At 60.3% G+C, this 15,746-nt stretch carries 14 protein-coding genes, 1 tRNA gene and 3 pseudogenes; 12 read left to right on the plus strand and 6 right to left on the minus strand.

All coding sequences use genetic code 11. The annotated features are described in order from the left end of the window. Nucleotides 1–21 precede the first annotated feature (21 nt). Both IEV00_RS05870 and IEV00_RS11250 read right to left on the minus strand, forming a co-directional pair. Nucleotides 22–543, minus strand: a complete 522-nt coding sequence (locus tag IEV00_RS05870; RefSeq protein WP_229723085.1) for a hypothetical protein — start codon at nt 541–543, stop codon at nt 22–24. 107 nt (nt 544–650) lie between these two features. Beyond that, the gene (locus tag IEV00_RS11250) at nt 651–791 is read right to left on the minus strand and encodes a plantazolicin family TOMM peptide (RefSeq protein WP_188359327.1); all 141 of its coding nucleotides are present in this window, start codon (nt 789–791) and stop codon (nt 651–653) included. A gap of 616 nt (nt 792–1,407) precedes the next feature. Here IEV00_RS11250 and IEV00_RS11255 point away from each other — a divergent pair. The 3 genes and pseudogenes from IEV00_RS11255 (at nt 1,408) to IEV00_RS05885 (ending at nt 4,033) form a co-directional block, all read left to right on the plus strand. After that, nucleotides 1,408–1,635, plus strand: a complete 228-nt coding sequence (locus tag IEV00_RS11255; RefSeq protein ID WP_373868223.1) for a replication initiation protein — start codon at nt 1,408–1,410, stop codon at nt 1,633–1,635. 8 nt (nt 1,636–1,643) lie between these two features. After that, nucleotides 1,644–2,860 (plus strand): IS3 family transposase gene (locus tag IEV00_RS05880; RefSeq protein ID WP_188359328.1). Its coding sequence is split into 2 segments (ribosomal slippage): nt 1,644–1,923 and nt 1,923–2,860, totalling 1,218 coding nucleotides; the frame shifts between segments, so codons are not numbered across the junction. Between the two features lie 513 nt (nt 2,861–3,373). Then, nucleotides 3,374–4,033, plus strand: a pseudogene (locus tag IEV00_RS05885) (IS6 family transposase). A 272-nt stretch (nt 4,034–4,305) separates the two neighbouring features. On the opposite strand, the gene IEV00_RS05890 reads toward IEV00_RS05885, so the two are convergent. After that, complete coding sequence (locus tag IEV00_RS05890) at nt 4,306–5,787, minus strand: multicopper oxidase family protein (RefSeq protein WP_188359329.1); 1,482 nt, start codon at nt 5,785–5,787, stop codon at nt 4,306–4,308. Nucleotides 5,788–5,858: 71 nt separating this feature from the next. Further along, complete coding sequence (locus IEV00_RS05895) at nt 5,859–6,434, minus strand: CueP family metal-binding protein (RefSeq protein ID WP_188359330.1); 576 nt, start codon at nt 6,432–6,434, stop codon at nt 5,859–5,861. A 394-nt stretch (nt 6,435–6,828) separates the two neighbouring features. On the opposite strand from IEV00_RS05895, the gene copR reads away from it, so the two are divergent. The 5 genes from copR to IEV00_RS05920 all read left to right on the plus strand — a co-directional run bounded on the left by copR (nt 6,829) and on the right by IEV00_RS05920 (nt 12,111). Beyond that, a complete protein-coding gene (gene copR / locus IEV00_RS05900; protein WP_143539176.1) occupies nt 6,829–7,551 on the plus strand; it encodes a two-component system response regulator CopR in 723 nt (240 codons plus the stop codon). Beyond that, nucleotides 7,548–8,675 carry a two-component system sensor histidine kinase CopS gene (copS, locus tag IEV00_RS05905; protein WP_188359331.1) on the plus strand — a complete coding sequence of 376 codons (1,128 nt, stop codon included), beginning with the start codon at nt 7,548–7,550 and terminating at the stop codon, nt 8,673–8,675. The genes copR and copS overlap by 4 nt, the downstream gene beginning before the upstream one ends. Nucleotides 8,676–8,791: 116 nt before the next feature. Continuing rightward, nucleotides 8,792–9,121: a heavy-metal-associated domain-containing protein gene (locus IEV00_RS05910; protein WP_188359332.1), complete on the plus strand. Its 330-nt coding sequence runs from the start codon at nt 8,792–8,794 to the stop codon at nt 9,119–9,121. Nucleotides 9,122–9,172: 51 nt separating this feature from the next. Further along, on the plus strand, nt 9,173–11,407 hold the full coding sequence (locus IEV00_RS05915; protein ID WP_188359333.1) for a copper-translocating P-type ATPase: 2,235 nt from the start codon (nt 9,173–9,175) through the stop codon (nt 11,405–11,407). Between the two features lie 47 nt (nt 11,408–11,454). Continuing rightward, the gene (locus IEV00_RS05920) at nt 11,455–12,111 is read left to right on the plus strand and encodes a DUF305 domain-containing protein (RefSeq protein ID WP_188359334.1); all 657 of its coding nucleotides are present in this window, start codon (nt 11,455–11,457) and stop codon (nt 12,109–12,111) included. 194 nt (nt 12,112–12,305) lie between these two features. Here the strand turns inward: IEV00_RS05920 and IEV00_RS05925 are convergent. Beyond that, a pseudogene (locus tag IEV00_RS05925) lies at nt 12,306–12,815 on the minus strand (recombinase family protein); the annotation flags it as partial. A gap of 75 nt (nt 12,816–12,890) precedes the next feature. Here IEV00_RS05925 and IEV00_RS11260 point away from each other — a divergent pair. Further along, nucleotides 12,891–13,028: pseudogene (locus IEV00_RS11260) on the plus strand (helix-turn-helix domain-containing protein); the annotation flags it as partial. Between the two features lie 106 nt (nt 13,029–13,134). Here IEV00_RS11260 and IEV00_RS05935 read toward each other — a convergent pair. Continuing rightward, nucleotides 13,135–13,207: transfer RNA gene (locus tag IEV00_RS05935), tRNA-Lys, on the minus strand. A gap of 111 nt (nt 13,208–13,318) precedes the next feature. Between IEV00_RS05935 and IEV00_RS05940 the strand changes: the two genes are divergently transcribed. From IEV00_RS05940 to IEV00_RS05950, 3 genes are all read left to right on the plus strand, one after another. Continuing rightward, nucleotides 13,319–13,996: an ABC transporter permease gene (locus IEV00_RS05940; protein ID WP_188359335.1), complete on the plus strand. Its 678-nt coding sequence runs from the start codon at nt 13,319–13,321 to the stop codon at nt 13,994–13,996. Between the two features lie 31 nt (nt 13,997–14,027). After that, nucleotides 14,028–14,753 (plus strand): hypothetical protein, encoded by a 726-nt coding sequence (locus IEV00_RS05945; RefSeq protein WP_188359336.1) that lies wholly within the window; start codon nt 14,028–14,030, stop codon nt 14,751–14,753. Nucleotides 14,754–15,122: 369 nt separating this feature from the next. Beyond that, entirely contained in the window at nt 15,123–15,743 is a 621-nt protein-coding gene (locus tag IEV00_RS05950) for a DUF47 domain-containing protein (protein WP_188359337.1), read from the plus strand. Nucleotides 15,744–15,746: the final 3 nt, after the last annotated feature.

Below are 15,746 nucleotides of genomic sequence, written 5' to 3' on the forward strand. Positions count from 1 at the left end.
AGTTTAGCCGTTTTCATACTTTTACCGCGTTTCTTCTTTTTTCTCTCGATGCGGGCCAATAAACCACCACAACACCACGATAAATATGGCGACGATTATCCAATAAATCAACCAGAATGCACCTTGCAAACTCGTGATGGCGATACCAATAGTGAGCAGGACAACACTGATCAGCGAGGCCCAGCAGGCTCGTTTCCACGTTGTCATTGCTGATTCCGCAGTGCGGTTATCTGGACTGTTGGTGTTGTTCTCGTGTGTGCCGAATCGGCGAGCAAATCGCACGTCCAATGCGCGGATGATTGTCGGCCCTAGCGCGATTGAATATCCGATATATAAAGCAGAAAGGCCGTGAATAAAATTCGAAGATTTGCCTGAGCTTAAGTCGATATAAGTTAGGGTCAGTAGCAGGAGATCGACGATTGGAGTGGCAATGAGTAGTGCTGCACCGATGCGCGGAGCCTTCAATGCATATCGTGTCAACAGTCCGGCCAATAGCAGAATCCAGAATAAAACCTCGGCCACAACGATAGCGATGAGTATCAATCTACGTGCCTCCAGAAGTTGGGTTCTTCACGCCGAAATCCTAAGGGAAGCCGCTGGGCACTTGCTCCTCTCAGTGATGGCAAGTGCCCAGCGGCTTCTTTGGTTGGTTAACCGCCGCAGCAGCAGCAACAAGGTACTGTGGTGCAGGAGCAACGAGCAGCGGTAGGCTCGAATGCCTGAACTTCGGAAACAATCTTTGAGGAACCAGTTGAAACTGCGGGAGGCAGCTTATTGATTAGTGTGGACACGTGCTTCTCTCTTTCGCGTATCAACTACATGGACTTCCCATGCAAGTGTGCTTCATGGCACACATTGATGATAAACATACTTCGGAATGATATTCAATACCTTTGGGTGACCTATCGCAAAGTTTTTGATCGGCAGTGCGAGAGACATACTTGTGGAGTGCCCTAGGTTTTAGTTCCAAGTAACTTAAGTATTTCCCATTGATGCCCTGCCTTCGAGTAGGGAGAGTGGAGCAATGGCGAAAAAGTTCAGTAAACACACTCCCGAACAGATTGTTCGCAAGCTCGACAGAGTACGGAGTTGAAGGAATCAGAGGCGACAACAGATCAAATTCTCACTAAACTGGGAATCAGTGAAGCCACGCTGGACTAATGGCAGTCAACGTACGGGGCGATGGCGAAGAGCAAAGTTAAAGAACTACAACGACTTCGTAAAGAAAATACGCGTTTGAAGCGTTTGTTGGGCCAAACAGAGCCGGGTAAAAGCAGCCTGCAAAAAATTCTCAGATGCCCCCTTCTCCGCTTGCCCAAGCTCCGAAAAACGCCCGAACCAAAACCTGACACAAGCTCCCCGCTATCTACACACAGGCGCTCATCTTTTGATCTCGATCTATGATCGTTGGGCGCCCAAGTTCATGATAAATCTGCGCAGATGAAATTACTGGCAGCAACTACGTGCGTACTGGGTGAGTTTTTAGACCATGACCCGCACTTTCCCTACAGGTTTAGTCGAAACCCTTTTTCCATGGGTAAAGCTCCTACAGCTTATCGCTGGTACAAGATTGCAGTATTGATATGTACTGGGTTCAGTCCACACCTTCCACCCACACCCCACCGGAAGGAATAATAAAGACCATGCCCACCAAATACCCCCAAGAATTCAAAGAACGAGCAGTACGACTCGTAGGCGACCGACTCAACCACGCTGACGCTCCATCCATAACCGCGGCGATCAAAGACATCGCCCCTCGGCTAGGAATTTCCCACAACACCCTGGCCCGCTGGTGCAACACTGCTGCACTGGACACCGGCAAAGAAATCAGTACTACTAGTGACGCGGCGGCCGAAATCAGACGCCTGAAACGAGAAAACGCGGAACTGCGTAGGACCAACGAGATTTTGAAAACCACCTCAGCTTTTTTCGCAGCGGAGCTCGACCGACCGGCCCGATGATGATCCGATTCATCAACACTTATAAGGATCTTTTCGGGGTCGAGCCCATATGCCGAGTCCTATCCGAGTATCTTGATGGTGGCTTCATTACGGCCAGCGGTTATTACCGCGCAATTGGCCGTGTCGCTTCAGCCAGATCACTATCCGACCAGCTCCTCATTCCTGAACTGATCAGAATCCACCAGGAGAACTACGGAGTCTATGGCGTGCGCAAAATGTGGCAAGCGATGAGACGAGCAGGCTGGGCAGTCGGACGGGACCAGATCTACCGATTGATGCGTGCAGCTGGTCTCCAGGGTGTGCATCGGGGGCGTAAGCCTGTGACTACTAGGCCTGCCACTGTCTTGGATCACCACCCTGATCTGGTCAACCGCCGTTTTACCGCTGATGCGCCGAACCGTCTGTGGGTCGCAGATTTCACCTATGTGCGTACTGCTGGAGGGTTTTGCTACACCGCGTTCATCACTGATGTGTTCAGCCGGAAAATTGTGGGCTGGGGCGTTTCCTCGACTATGCATACTCAGGGTATGCCGCTGATGGCTCTTAAGCAGGCTTTGTTTGAAGCCAGGCGTTCAGGGTCTGATTTGACGCAGGTGGTGCATCACTCAGACCGGGGCTCGCAGTATGTGGCTGAGGATTACACTCGTGAGCTGGTCCAGCTGGGTGTTCGGTTGTCCGTAGGATCTACTGGAGATTCATACGATAATGCCCTGGCTGAGTCGGTTAACGGTGCGTATAAGACTGAGCTTGTACGTGGCCGGTTCTTTGAATCTGTTGCTCAGTTGGAGGCTGCCACGGCGGGTTGGGTGTGTTGGTGGAATCGGCAGTGGTTGCATTCGGCTCTTGGTTATCGGGCTCCTCAGGAGGTGGTGGATGATGCTTTAGTTGCTGTTGTTTGATGTGTTAGTTTTTTGGGTGGTGGGTGTGACCGAAACCCAGTACATATCACTGTCGCGACCTATATTGCGAACTCTGAGAGCATATCTGCGGCCTCGTTGCAGTTGGGGCACTCGAGCGAGCGGATAACGGAACAGCACTACATCATGCGTGATGTTTTCGCCCCGGATATGTCGGCTCTGTTGCAGGCGTTCGGTAACCCTCAGCAAGCGGGTGTTGAGATTTGAAAGTGATGGGTAAGTGATGGGTTGGGCGTTTTTCGACCTCATATAAAGAACCCCGCCTCGCTAGTTTTACCTAGTGAGGCGGGGTTTTTGCGTGCGCCCTGTGGGGCTCGAACCCACGACCCACGGAGCGTGAGGTCGGGGTGCGCACCTTGGCTGATCCCATCAAGGTCGATTCCTCGAATCAGTGCTGTTGCAAAGTTGGGGCAGTAGGAAGAGCGACGTGAAATAATCACAGCCATGGGTATCTTCTCCTGTCGTCATTTCCCCCGTGACATCATTCTGTAGGCAGTGCGGTGATACTGCCGCTACGGGGTGAGCTATCGCGATCTGGAGGAAATGATGACTGAGCGGGGTATGCCGGTCAATCACACCACGATCTACCGCTGGGTCCAGAAATACGGCCCTAAGCTGGACAAGCAAACACGGTGGTGCCGGCAGGTACCTGACTGGCAGGCCAGTTCCTGGCAGGTGGATGAGACCTATATCCGGGTCAGCGGCAGGTGGTGCTACCTCTATCGGGCAATCACCGCCGGTGGCCAGACCCTGGACTTTTACCTCTCTCCGAAGCAGAACGCGGTCGCAGCGAAGCGTTTCCTGGCCGAGGCCCACAGATCCAATGCGTCAGCCGGGTATCCCAGAGTGATCAACACCGATAAAGCACCCTCCCTAGCCAGGGCAATCGCCGAGTTGAAGTCAGAGGGAATCTGCCCGCCAACAGTGGAACACCGGCAGGTGAAATACCTCAACAATATCCTGGAAGGCGACCATGGTCGGCTGAAGCGGATCCTCGGTCCGAAAGGCGCGTTTAAGAACCGGACATCTGCATATCGGACGTTGAAAGGGATGGAGGCGATGCACTCATTGCGGAAAGGGCAAGGCACGATGTTTACCTACGGGCAACCGAACCCGGGCGCGGTGATCGCCAACCGGGTCTTCGAGACGGCCTGAGAACGCCCACACGCAGCGGTGATCAGGGAATAAGAAACTGAGTCTTCGCTGCTCTCCGCCCAACTTTGCAACAGCACCCGACGCACGAGGAAGCGAACGAGATCAGATCTGCAGCTGCCGCAGCCAGGATGCCGATCATCAGTAACCCGGTGGGGAAGAAGACGGTTTTCTGGTTATCCCGGAAGACCACAACACCGAGGAAGGTCATCGTGCTGCCCGGTGGGCGGTCTGCAGCAACTCTGCCCACCTGGGCACTCAACCCTGCTGTGGGGTTACTCGTAGCGAAGCGAGCTGACCATCCCGGCTTCCATGTGATAGGCGTTATGGCAGTGAAATGCCCACTCACCGGGGTTCTCAGCGATCAGGTCGGCGATTATGGTTTCACCCGGGCGGAGAAGGACGGTGTCCTTGCGTAGCCCGCCGCTGCCGGGCAGCGCCCACGTGTGGCCGTGGATGTGCATGGGATGGGGCATCATGGTCCTGTTGCGCATGACCATCCGCAGGCGCTGGCCCTCCTGCACGGTCGCGGAGGAGGATTGGCCGTCGGTGAGAATGCTCCATTCATACGGCATCATCTGCCCGCCCAGGTCGATGCTGACTTCTCGGTCTGGTGTGCCCTCGGGCAAGAGTGCACGGTCTGCTGGCTTCAGGGAGGACAGAAGCAGTCCGGTGGACGACAACTCGGGGAAGTCGACATCGGGGCGGGGGGCCTGACCGCCGGCGGTGCGGATGACAGCGAAGGCGCGGTCGTCCTTACCCACCGCCAAAGCCGTGAGCGGGAAGACGCCGTCGCCGAGGATGACCTCGACGTCGACACGCTCGCCCATGGACAGATAGATCGATTCGGTCTCCCAGGGCTGGACAGGGAAGCCGTCGGTGTGGGTGACGGTCATGCGGTGACCACCGAGGGCCACCTTGAAGATGGTGTCACCGCCGGAGTTGATAAACCGCAGGCGGGCCTTGTCGCCCGGGCGAGCCTTGAAGGTCCGGTGAGCACGGGGGATACGTCCGTTGATGAGGTAGTGCGGATACATCACATCGCCGGCATCCCCGCCAAGTACCTGATCCGGGGTGCCGTGCATCATCTGGTCGTGACCTCCCATTCCCATTCCCCCGTTATGGTCGCCCGAACCCATTCCGGTGAGCTTGTCGAGCTCATCGTCGGGAGTGCCCTGAATGCCATCGACCCAGTCGTCGAGCACGATGGTCCACTCGACGTCCTGGTCCTCAGCGTCTTGCGGGTCACGGATAATCAGTGGGGCGTGGAGGCCGCGATCAAGCTGCAGGCCGGTGTGGGAATGGTAGAAGTAGGTGCCACCGTGGGGGACTTCAAAAACATAGGAGAAAGACTCGCCAGGTTCAATGGGGTTCTGAGTCATGCCGGGCACACCGTCGGCTGCGTTGTGGAGTGCGATGCCATGCCAGTGGATGGAGGTACTCTCAGGCAGTTCATTGGTGATATCGACCTGGAGGACGTCGCCAGCGGTGGCCTCAATGGCCGCATCCCCGGTGTCAGAGACGTACCCCCATGTCTTGGCTTCGATGCCGCCGATATCCAGGGAGAGGGGCCGGGCGGTCAGTGTCCGGCGCACCGTCGGCTCACCGAGCGCAGTGGGGGTGGGAATGGGGCGAAGGGAGGGACCTGATCCCGAGGCAGCGGGTCCAGGGGCGCTGGTGCAGGCGGTCAGGGCCCCGGTGCCGGCGAGGACGAGCCCGCCGAGCAGAAACTGTCGTCGGGAAGACGCGTTTGTCATGATTTAACCTTTCTTGGTGCAAGATTTCAGTGATACGGGAGACAGGTACAGGTGAGGACCCTGCTGAGCCATCACGTCAGGCGCAGGTCTGTGACACAGGTGGCACCGTCGTCGGTGGTGGAAAACTCCGTGGTGCCGGTACGCCCCTGGTAGCTGACCTCAATCAGGCCGGTGGTATCATCAGGAAGCCAGAAGCCAATAAACCCATTGTCGAAGGTGGTTGTCGCCTCGTCCACCAGCACCTCACCGGTCGCCTCATCGGTGATCGTGACCTGGATATCCTCATTGTTGAGTTCCCCCAGGCAGGTCGTGAGGCTGTGGTAGAAGCAGTCGTGGGTGGAGGTGAGATAGGGTGCGATCGAGACATACGTCTGATTGTCGGGAAGATCGACCACGACTTCCTGGTCATCGCTCGAGAGCAGCAGTTCATCGGCACGCACTGAGGCGATCAGATCCGTGGGACGCTCAGTGACCTTCTGCCGGTCGAGGTGATCAATGATCTCCACCGCGTCCATGTCGGCCAGGCCATGGGTAGTCAGGAATGTATCCTGGGACACTGTCCCGTCGGCGGTGGGTTCCGGGTCGGCGGCCGAACACCCCGTGAGGGCGAGGGCAAGGGCGGCGGCTGCGATCGCTGCTCGTTTCACGTCAATCTCCTTGGATCGTGGTAAGACCGTGAGAAGACACCGTCTCAAGGTCGATGCCATACCTTATGTCTAACACGGGTGCCTGACGGACTAGAAAACAAAAACCCTGCTCACAGCACTATGACAGGGCGAAAAGGGGGTGAATTCGGTGGGCTGGGTCACCACCCCACAGCCGTGGGCGATGTCCTTCTACCCGCCCCGGATATGCGGTGCAGGCAGTGAAATCCCTGGTGGCACCTGCTGAACCGGCCAGTGGAGGCGATGCCGCCGGCCCGGGGTGGGGCACAGGGGTGACGGCGGTCGAAGGGTGATGTTTGAAGATTTGATGAAGATTTCCCCGCCGGGCACTGAGCGAGGGTGGTATTCCCCCCTGGCCGGAGCGATACTGGGGTCTATGGCTGACTACACACCGACCACCGCCACGCCCCCGGGGCGGGTGCTGGTCGTCGATGATGAACAACCCCTGGCTCAGATGGTGGCCTCCTACCTCATCCGGGCCGGCTTCGATACCCGCCAGGCTCACACCGGCACCCAGGCCGTGGACGAGGCCCGTCGCTTTTCCCCCGATGTTGTGGTGCTGGATCTGGGGCTACCCGAACTCGACGGCCTGGAGGTGTGCCGACGGATTCGCACCTTCTCGGACTGCTACATCCTCATGCTCACCGCGCGTGGCAGCGAGGACGACAAGATCAGCGGTTTGACCCTGGGGGCGGATGACTACATCACCAAACCTTTTAGCATCCGAGAACTGGTGACCCGGGTGCATGCGGTGCTGCGCCGCCCGCGCACCAGCACCACCCCACCGCAGGTGACCACCCCCTTGATCGTTGGTGACCTCATCCTTGACCCCGTCGCCCATCAGGTGCGGGTGGGGGAGACGACCGTGGAGCTCACCCGCACGGAGTTCGAGCTGCTGGTTGCCCTGGCTCTGCGCCCCGGCCAGGTGCTGACCCGCCACGACCTGGTCACCGAGGTCTGGGACACCACCTGGGTCGGTGATGAACGCATCGTCGATGTCCACATCGGCAACTTGCGTCGCAAGCTCGGCACCGACACCCGGGGCCGGGGGTTTATCGACACCGTGCGTGGCGTGGGCTACCGGGTGGGGCAGCCATGAATCACGGACCCGGCCTGACCTTCCGCTTCCTGGCCGCCCAGGTGTTGGTCGTGGTGATTAGCCTGCTGGTGGCTGCGGCCGTGGCCACGATGGTGGGCCCGACCCTGTTCCATGATCATATGTTGATGACCGACCAGGAGGACCCCTCGCTGGAGCTGCTCCATGCCGAGCAGGCCTACCGGGACGCCAGCCTGATCACCCTGGCCGTCGCCCTGCCCACCGCCTTGATCAGCGCCCTGCTGGCCAGCCTGTGGTTGTCGCGTCGCCTGCGCACCCCCCTGCAGAATCTCACCCGCGCCGCTACCAGCCTGACGGCCGGCAACTACCGTATCCACGTGCCCGCCGGAGAAGCAGGCCCCGAGGTCACCACCCTGGCGCATGCCTTCAACACCATGGCCGACCGGCTGGAACGCACCGAACAGGTCCGCCGCCAGATGCTCTCTGATCTAGCCCACGAAATGGGCACCCCCTTATCGGTGCTCAAGGTCTACCTCGATGGCCTCCAGGACGGGGTTGTGGACTGGAATAATGCCACCCACACGATCATGGCTGATCAACTCGCCCGCCTGACCCGGTTGATGGAAGACATCGACGATGTCTCCCGGGCCCAGGAACACCGGATCGATTTGGACCTGGCGGAGGAAGGGCTCGGGGATCTGCTCCATACCGCCGCTGCTGCCGCGGGGGAAGCTTATGCTGACAAAGGCGTCGATTTACAGGTCGAGACCATTACGGACACCGCCCGGGTGCTCGTGGACCGGCAACGCTTCGGCCAGGTGATGAGCAATCTCCTGTCGAACGCGCTACGGCACACCCCGGCCGGCGGGCAGGTCCGGATCAGCGTCCACCGACAGGAGGCATCCACCGCGCTCATCCACGTCGCCGATGACGGCGAGGGCATCCCACCTGGCCAGCTCGGACACATCTTCGAACGCTTCTACCGGGGGGATGCCGCCCGTAGCCGGGACAACGGCGGGGCCGGTATCGGTCTGACCATCTCCAAGGCATTGATCGAGGCCCACGGCGGCACTCTCACCGCCACCTCCCCCGGACCCGGTCGCGGAGCGGTGTTTACCCTCCTCCTCCCGCTGTCCCCTCCCGACAGTGAGGAGGCTGCTCGGTGACCGTACCCTGCCCCGCGTGAGGGCCGTGCCCTCCCCCCCCCTTCCAAATATACCCCCCTGGGGTATATGCTAGAGGGTAGCATCGTCGCATCCCGCCAACCCGTAGGAGCTTTCCCATGACGACCACCTCCCCGCCCCGCCTCTTGCCGATGGCCTCCCACGGCTGCAGCTGTTGCGAGCCTGCCTCACGTACCGGCACCGCCTCCATCCCTGCCGCCAACGACTCGTCAGCAGGAGGGTCCTCCCCTAGCTACCAGGTCACCGGTCTGACCTGCGGGCACTGCGCGAAAAGCGTGATCCAGGCCCTTCAGGCTCTTCCCCAGGTCGACGACGTCCAGGTTGATCTCGCTACTGGTGGTGTTTCCACCGTCACGGTCACCGGTGTCGTACCTCCGGAGATGGTTCGCCGGGCCATCGAGGAGGCTGGCTACGCCGTCTTATCCTGATCAGTTTTACCAATCACCTCAGCCCCGACCGGGTTGAGCGGAAGGAACCTAATGAGCACTCCCCACCGTTCCGGTAATCACCATGGTGATCACCCCGCTCCGGAAACAGACCACACCCGCCACCCGGATTATGCCAGCCACGAGCACCACGCAGATGCTGACACCCATGGCCAGGCGATGCCCTACGATCACCCGCACTCCGTCCTGGACGAAGACCACCACGTTCATGGTCACGGCGAACACGCCGGGCACAGTACCGCAATGTTTCGTGACCGCTTCTGGTGGTCACTGATTCTGTCCATTCCCGTCGTTATTTTCAGCCCCATGGTCGCCCACCTGCTCGGCTACCACCTCCCGGCATTCCCCGGATCCACCTGGATCCCCCCGGTACTGGGTACGATTATCTTCGTCTACGGCGGAACGCCTTTCCTCAAGGGCGGATGGACGGAACTGAAATCCCGCCAACCCGGGATGATGCTCCTGATTGCCATGGCCATCACCGTGGCGTTTGTCGCCTCCTGGGTCACCACTCTGGGGCTGGGCGGTTTTGACATGGACTTCTGGTGGGAGCTGGCCCTGCTGGTGACCATCATGCTGCTGGGCCACTGGCTGGAGATGCGCGCTCTCGGGGCCGCGTCCTCCGCGCTTGATGCGCTGGCTGCCCTGCTGCCGGATGAGGCCGAGAAAGTCATCGACGGGACCACCCGCACCGTGGCCATCTCCGAGCTGGTCGTCGACGACGTCGTGCTGGTGAGGGCCGGTGCCCGGGTGCCGGCCGACGGAACCATCCTCGACGGAGCCGCCGAATTCGATGAGGCGATGATCACCGGCGAATCCCGCCCCGTCTTCCGCGACACCGGTGACAAGGTGGTTGCCGGTACCGTGGCCACCGACAACTCCGTCCGCATCCGTGTGGAGGCTACCGGCGGGGACACCACCCTGGCCGGGATCCAACGCATGGTTGCCGACGCCCAGGAGTCCTCCTCCCGGGCCCAGGCCCTGGCGGATCGGGCGGCGGCGTTGTTGTTCTGGTTCGCGCTGATCTCCGCTCTGATCACCGCGGTGGTGTGGACCATCATCGGCAGCCCGGACGATGCCGTGGTGCGCACGGTCACGGTGCTGGTCATCGCCTGTCCGCACGCCCTGGGCCTGGCGATTCCGCTGGTCATTGCGATCTCCAGCGAGCGGGCCGCGAAATCTGGGGTGCTCATCAAGGACCGGATGGCGCTCGAGCGGATGCGCACCATCGACGTGGTGCTCTTCGACAAAACCGGCACCCTGACCGAGGGTGCGCACGCGGTCACCGGTGTCGCGGCAGCTGTCGGCGTTACCGAGGGCGAGCTGCTGGCCCTGGCCGCCGCCGCGGAGGCCGACAGCGAGCACCCCGTGGCCCGCGCCATCGTGGCGGCCGCGGCCACCCATCCCGAGGCCTCCCGTCGGCAAATCCGTGCAACTGGTTTCAGCGCCGCCTCCGGCCGGGGGGTCCGGGCCACTGTCGATGGCGCTGAGATTCGCGTGGGCGGGCCGAACATGCTGCGCGAGTTCAACCTCACCGCCCCGGCCGAGCTCACCGACACCACCAGCGCCTGGACCGGGCGCGGGGCCGGTGTGCTCCATATTGTCCGCGACGGTCAGATCATCGGCGCGGTGGCCGTCGAGGACAAGATCCGCCCCGAATCCCGCGCCGCCGTGCAAGCCCTGCAGGATCGCGGGGTGAAGGTCGCGATGATCACCGGTGACGCGCAGCAGGTGGCCCAGGCGGTTGGCCAGGACCTGGGGATCGATGAGGTCTTCGCCGAGGTCCTGCCCCAGGACAAGGACACCAAGGTCACCCAGTTACAGGAGCGTGGCCTGAGCGTGGCCATGGTCGGCGACGGTGTCAACGACGCCCCGGCCCTGGCCCGCGCCGAGGTCGGCATCGCTATCGGGGCCGGCACGGATGTGGCGATGGAATCCGCCGGAGTGGTCCTGGCCAGTGACGATCCCCGGGCAGTGTTGTCAATGATTGAGCTCTCGCGGGCCAGCTACCGCAAGATGATCCAGAACCTGATCTGGGCCTCTGGCTACAACATCCTCGCCGTGCCGCTGGCCGCCGGAGTGCTCGCCTCGATCGGGTTCGTGCTGTCCCCGGCCGTGGGCGCGATCTTGATGTCTGCCTCGACCATCGTGGTGGCCCTGAACGCCCAGCTGTTGCGCCGGATTGATCTGGACCCGGCCCACCTGGCTCCCACCAGTCCGAAGGAGGAACACACCACGCCTACTCCGGCATCCACTGCCGTCCACTGATTCACCACTTCTCTCCACTGCCCCATATGACGCTGAAAGGCTCCACTATGAAGCGCACCCTTGTTCTTTCCACTCTCGCCGTGGCCTCCGCCCTGGCGCTGGCCGCCTGCGGTGAGGCCACTGACGCCACCACCGACGCCACCACCTCTGCCACCAGCACTGCAACGACTACACCTGAGACGACCGAGACCACCACGGCGACGACTGAGGCGGACGGGGAGATCTCCGCCGATCACAACGACGCGGACATCATGTTTGCCCAGATGATGATCCCCCATCACCAGCAGGCCGTGGAGATGAGTGAGATGCTCCTGGCCAAGGAGGGTATCCCCGCCCAGGTCGTGGAGTTTGCCCAGGGGGTTATTGACGCCCAGGGACCGGAGATTGACCGGATGAACGCCATGCTCGAGGCCTGGGACCAGCAGCCGGTCACCGACTCTGGTGGCATGGATCATGGCAAGATGGGTGGCATGAGCGGGATGATGAGCCAGGAGGACATGGCAGCCCTTGAGGAAGCCCAAGGCACCGAGGCTGCCCGCCTCTACCTGGAGCAGATGACCACCCACCACGAAGGTGCGGTCGACATGGCCCGTGACGAGGTTGCTGACGGCCAGAATCCCCATGCGATCACCCTGGCCGAACAAGTTATCAGCGACCAGGAGGCCGAGATCGCCCAGATGCAGCAGATGCTCACTGACCTATGACAGGTGCCCGTCTTTTTCTGATCCCGAGGACAGGAATCTGAAAAAGAGGGATAACCGTGACGATTGCCACCTGCTGCGGGCGATGGGTCGTTGTCACCGCAGCAGGTGCACCGGGGTGGATGTTTCTTCTCCCTCTGGTCGCACCGCTGAGGAAAGGGGTAAGCTCCTGTGTCCAGACTCTTGGAGGACTAGGACTATAAAGAAGAATCCGCGTCTTTGATTCTTCGGTAGAGCGTCGCACGGGACATCCCCATATCCTTGGCAACTTGGGTTGCAGGTTCGCTGGCTTGGATGAGTTTGGATGCGGTGCGGATTTGGGATTCGGCGAAGGTGGAGCGTCGGCCACCGGGGTCGCCGCCGGTGGTGCGGCGTTTGGTGACGGAGTCGGTGATGCGTTCGCGTTTGATCTCTAGTTCCATTTGGGCCAGGGCTGCCATGACGGTGAAGACCATGGCGCCCATGGGTGTTTTAGTATCCACATCACCACCACCCAGGTTGAGCACGCGCAAACCGGTATTGCGATTTCGTAGTTCCTCGGCGAGTTCGAGTATTTTCTGGGTGGAGCGCCCGAGCCTGTCCAAAGTGGTGATCACGAGCGTGTCACCCGGATGCAGTGCGGTCAGTGCTTTATCCTAGCCGGGTCGTTTGGCCAGTGCGCCGGAGAGGCCATGGTCGGTGTAGAGGTCATCGCGCCGTAGGGAGGCATGATGCCTAAGACATGGACAAGTGGCCCTGTTTCTGAATTTGAACTAGCTGTTGCAGGGGAGGTAAAGGCCTGGATGGGAAGACGTGGACTAAGTGCCCGTCAACTGGCAGACAAAATAGGCATGGCCCACTCTGCTTTGTCAAAGAGACTTCGAGGAGTAAGCGCGTTTACCATCAACGACTTAGGTGTGATTGCGGCACATATGGGAATCACCCTCGGACAGCTTCTTGGTTCTGTAGTTGATGTACCTCTCACCGGTGAAGATGCAGAAAACCCCGCTCCGGCATCGCCGGAACGGGGTGAATCTGATGAAGATGTGCGCCCTGTGGGGCTCGAACCCACGACCCACGGATTAAAAGTCCGATGCTCTACCAACTGAGCTAAAGGCGCATCCACCGATAAAAATCAGCATCACCCACTATACATGACTCCCCGCCCAACCAAAAAATTTCGGTTCGTGTTGCTCGCCCCGCCCGTGACTGAGCCGCTAAGCTCAACATCATGGAGATCCCCTTGGAGCAGCTTGCCCGCTACCTGCTTGGCCTTGCCCTGCTGGTAGCAACAACCCAGGTGCTCACCCGAATATTTTCTCTCCGACTCGGAGCGCTACCGGTCACGGCTATTCTCAGAGCTGTGGTTCAGCTGGGGCTCATCGCCCTGGTGCTGCGGGGAATTATCAGTTTCTCCTGGGCCGCTCCCCTTTTCTTTGTGCTCATGCTCTCCACGGCAGCCTACACATCGGGCAGGCACACCCGTCCTCTGCATCGGGGCCCGGCAGCCGCCACAGCAGGTCTTGCCCTGGGCGCCGTCCTCACCGTCACCGCCATTTTCGTTCTGGGGCTGGTACCTTTCTCTACCCAGAACTTCATTGCGATGAGCGGCATTATCATCGGCGGAACCATGACTGCGGTAACCTTCACCGCTAGAAACTTCATCTCCCAGTGCGAATACCGGGTGGGCGAGATTGAGGGCTGGTGGGCGCTGGGCACCCTGCCGGGCACTTTCGTGGGTGCTCTCATGGGTGGCGCCCCGCCCCTTCTAGCCGCGCAGATGCAAATTGCGGTGCTCGCCGGCCAAACCCTCTCCGGGCTCATCGCCTCCCTTGTTTTTACCGCCTGGATCTCTAGGGCCCGGCAGCTTCCAGCCAGAAGAACTCCGCCAAGAGTAAACCCCCTTTAGCCAACCGGCACCACCGCCTACAATGGTAGCCATGCCTGAAAACACACAGCGCCATCACAAGCCCGTGAAGTTCTCCACCGAGAAGTTTGAGCTCTTCGAGGGAGGCAACGATCCCGCCACCCTCAACCTGGCAGCCCACCAGTCTGCCCACGCCATTGTGAACCGGGGCCGTGCCAACGGAGACCCTCAAGTCACCGAACGGCTGGTATCTTTCACCGATGTTTTTGGTCTAGAAACCATCGCTAGAATGTGGCGCCATGCCCCGGCGGTCTCCCTGCCTGGTGCCCTGTGGCGCATGTATGCCCTGCGCGATACCATCCGCAGAAACACCGAAAAAATTGCCCGCTTCTACGAACGGGGCATGAATACCGATTGGACTTCTCGGGTAGTTTCCGGTGTGGCTAATCCGCCGACCGAAGACGAGATTGTTGCCACCGCCAATCAGATTCTCACCGGCGCTTACACCGGCGAGTTAGACATCGCCCTGGAACGCTTCGCCGCCTTCTGCCGCGTGATCGCCGCCGGCCAGCAAGCCACCGCCCAGGCGACCGAGCCGGGCACCTATTCTGCCGCTACAGCGCATATGAGACAGGACGGCGCCCGCCCGGCTCCCAGCCACAGCGCACCGAGCGCCGAAGTCAAGGCTGAGGCCGCCGCCCGCGCGTCGTCCTTGAGAAAGAGGGCCCACGCCCTGGTGGGGACAGCGGTGGAGCTAGAGGCCGCCGCCGCCAAGTGGCGGGCGGGTACCCTAGATTAGGTAAGTGCCTCCGCCGAAGTAGACACACCTGGCCCGGCGGAGCGAGCCCGGCCCAAGGAAGTATCGGTTTGACAGCCACCGGTAAACCTAGAAGACTGGTTAACAGGTGTCGGGCTGCTAATAGGTAGCCCCGGGCTCCAAATCATAGCCGCTACGAGCGGCCTTCCGCCGAGAGGCGCTCCCAGTCCGGCACCGCTAACTTTTAAGAGCCCACATGCCCTATGCGTGTGGGCTCTTTTTACCGGGTGTCGCAGAACGTAACGCGGGCTCCTGGTTAATTTGGGTGCTCTATGATGGGCTTGTTTGGCGCTTTAGGCGACTGATCGCAACGGTGCCGAAGGAGCTGAAGCCAAAAGGTTCGGGGGAAGTATGTTTGAGCGTCTCTTTCCGCAGGAGAGTGTGTCTCTGCGGTCTTTGTCGAGCCTTGCCAACAAGGTGGCTGAGGCGGCGGCTCTGCTCTCTGAGATGGTGGGCGAGAATGGCACCGATAACTATGAGCAGCTCTTCGACCGCATGGTGGAGCACGAGGCTGAAACCCAGGACCTATTTTTTCAGACCATGACCCACGTGCGCTCCACCTTTACCTCCCCCATTCCCCGCGAAGATCTCTACTCGCTAGCAACCCATCTGATGACCGCTACCGAGCACCTGACCTCCGCCGGGCACGTGCTGACCCTGCACAAGATTGACCGTTTCACCAACCACGCCACCACCATGCTCGATATTATTCAGCGGGAGGCGGTGCTGACGTCCTCGGTTCTTCCCCGGCTTGAGGAACTCAAAAGCCTAGACCAGTACTGGATGGACATGCTGCGCATCTCCCGCCAGGCAACCCGTACCTCTGAGGCCTACACCGCTGAGATTATCGAGCACTACAAGACCAACCGCTTTTTGCAGACTGAGCAATTCATTGCCAAGCTGAAGGCCACCTCTGACTCGATGCGGGCGGTTTCCACCCAGATTGGCCGCATTATCGTGCAGGAATCATAGGCC

The sequence above is a fragment of the Rothia aerolata genome (assembly GCF_014635585.1).
Classification (GTDB): Bacteria; Actinomycetota; Actinomycetes; order Actinomycetales; family Micrococcaceae; genus Rothia; species Rothia aerolata.

Excerpts from the sequence above, each read along its gene's own strand:
- IEV00_RS05915 (WP_188359333.1), top strand. The coding sequence starts at position 9,173 with ATGAGCACTCCCCACCGTTCCGGTAATCACCATGGTGATCACCCCGCT.
- IEV00_RS05910 (WP_188359332.1), top strand. The coding sequence starts at position 8,792 with ATGACGACCACCTCCCCGCCCCGCCTCTTGCCGATGGCCTCCCACGGC.
- copR (WP_143539176.1), top strand. The coding sequence starts at position 6,829 with ATGGCTGACTACACACCGACCACCGCCACGCCCCCGGGGCGGGTGCTG.
- copS (WP_188359331.1), top strand. The coding sequence starts at position 7,548 with ATGAATCACGGACCCGGCCTGACCTTCCGCTTCCTGGCCGCCCAGGTG.
- IEV00_RS05940 (WP_188359335.1), top strand. The coding sequence starts at position 13,319 with ATGGAGATCCCCTTGGAGCAGCTTGCCCGCTACCTGCTTGGCCTTGCC.
- IEV00_RS05950 (WP_188359337.1), top strand. The coding sequence starts at position 15,123 with ATGTTTGAGCGTCTCTTTCCGCAGGAGAGTGTGTCTCTGCGGTCTTTG.
- IEV00_RS05945 (WP_188359336.1), top strand. The coding sequence starts at position 14,028 with ATGCCTGAAAACACACAGCGCCATCACAAGCCCGTGAAGTTCTCCACC.
- IEV00_RS05920 (WP_188359334.1), top strand. The coding sequence starts at position 11,455 with ATGAAGCGCACCCTTGTTCTTTCCACTCTCGCCGTGGCCTCCGCCCTG.
- IEV00_RS05890 (WP_188359329.1), bottom strand. The coding sequence starts at position 5,787 with ATGACAAACGCGTCTTCCCGACGACAGTTTCTGCTCGGCGGGCTCGTC.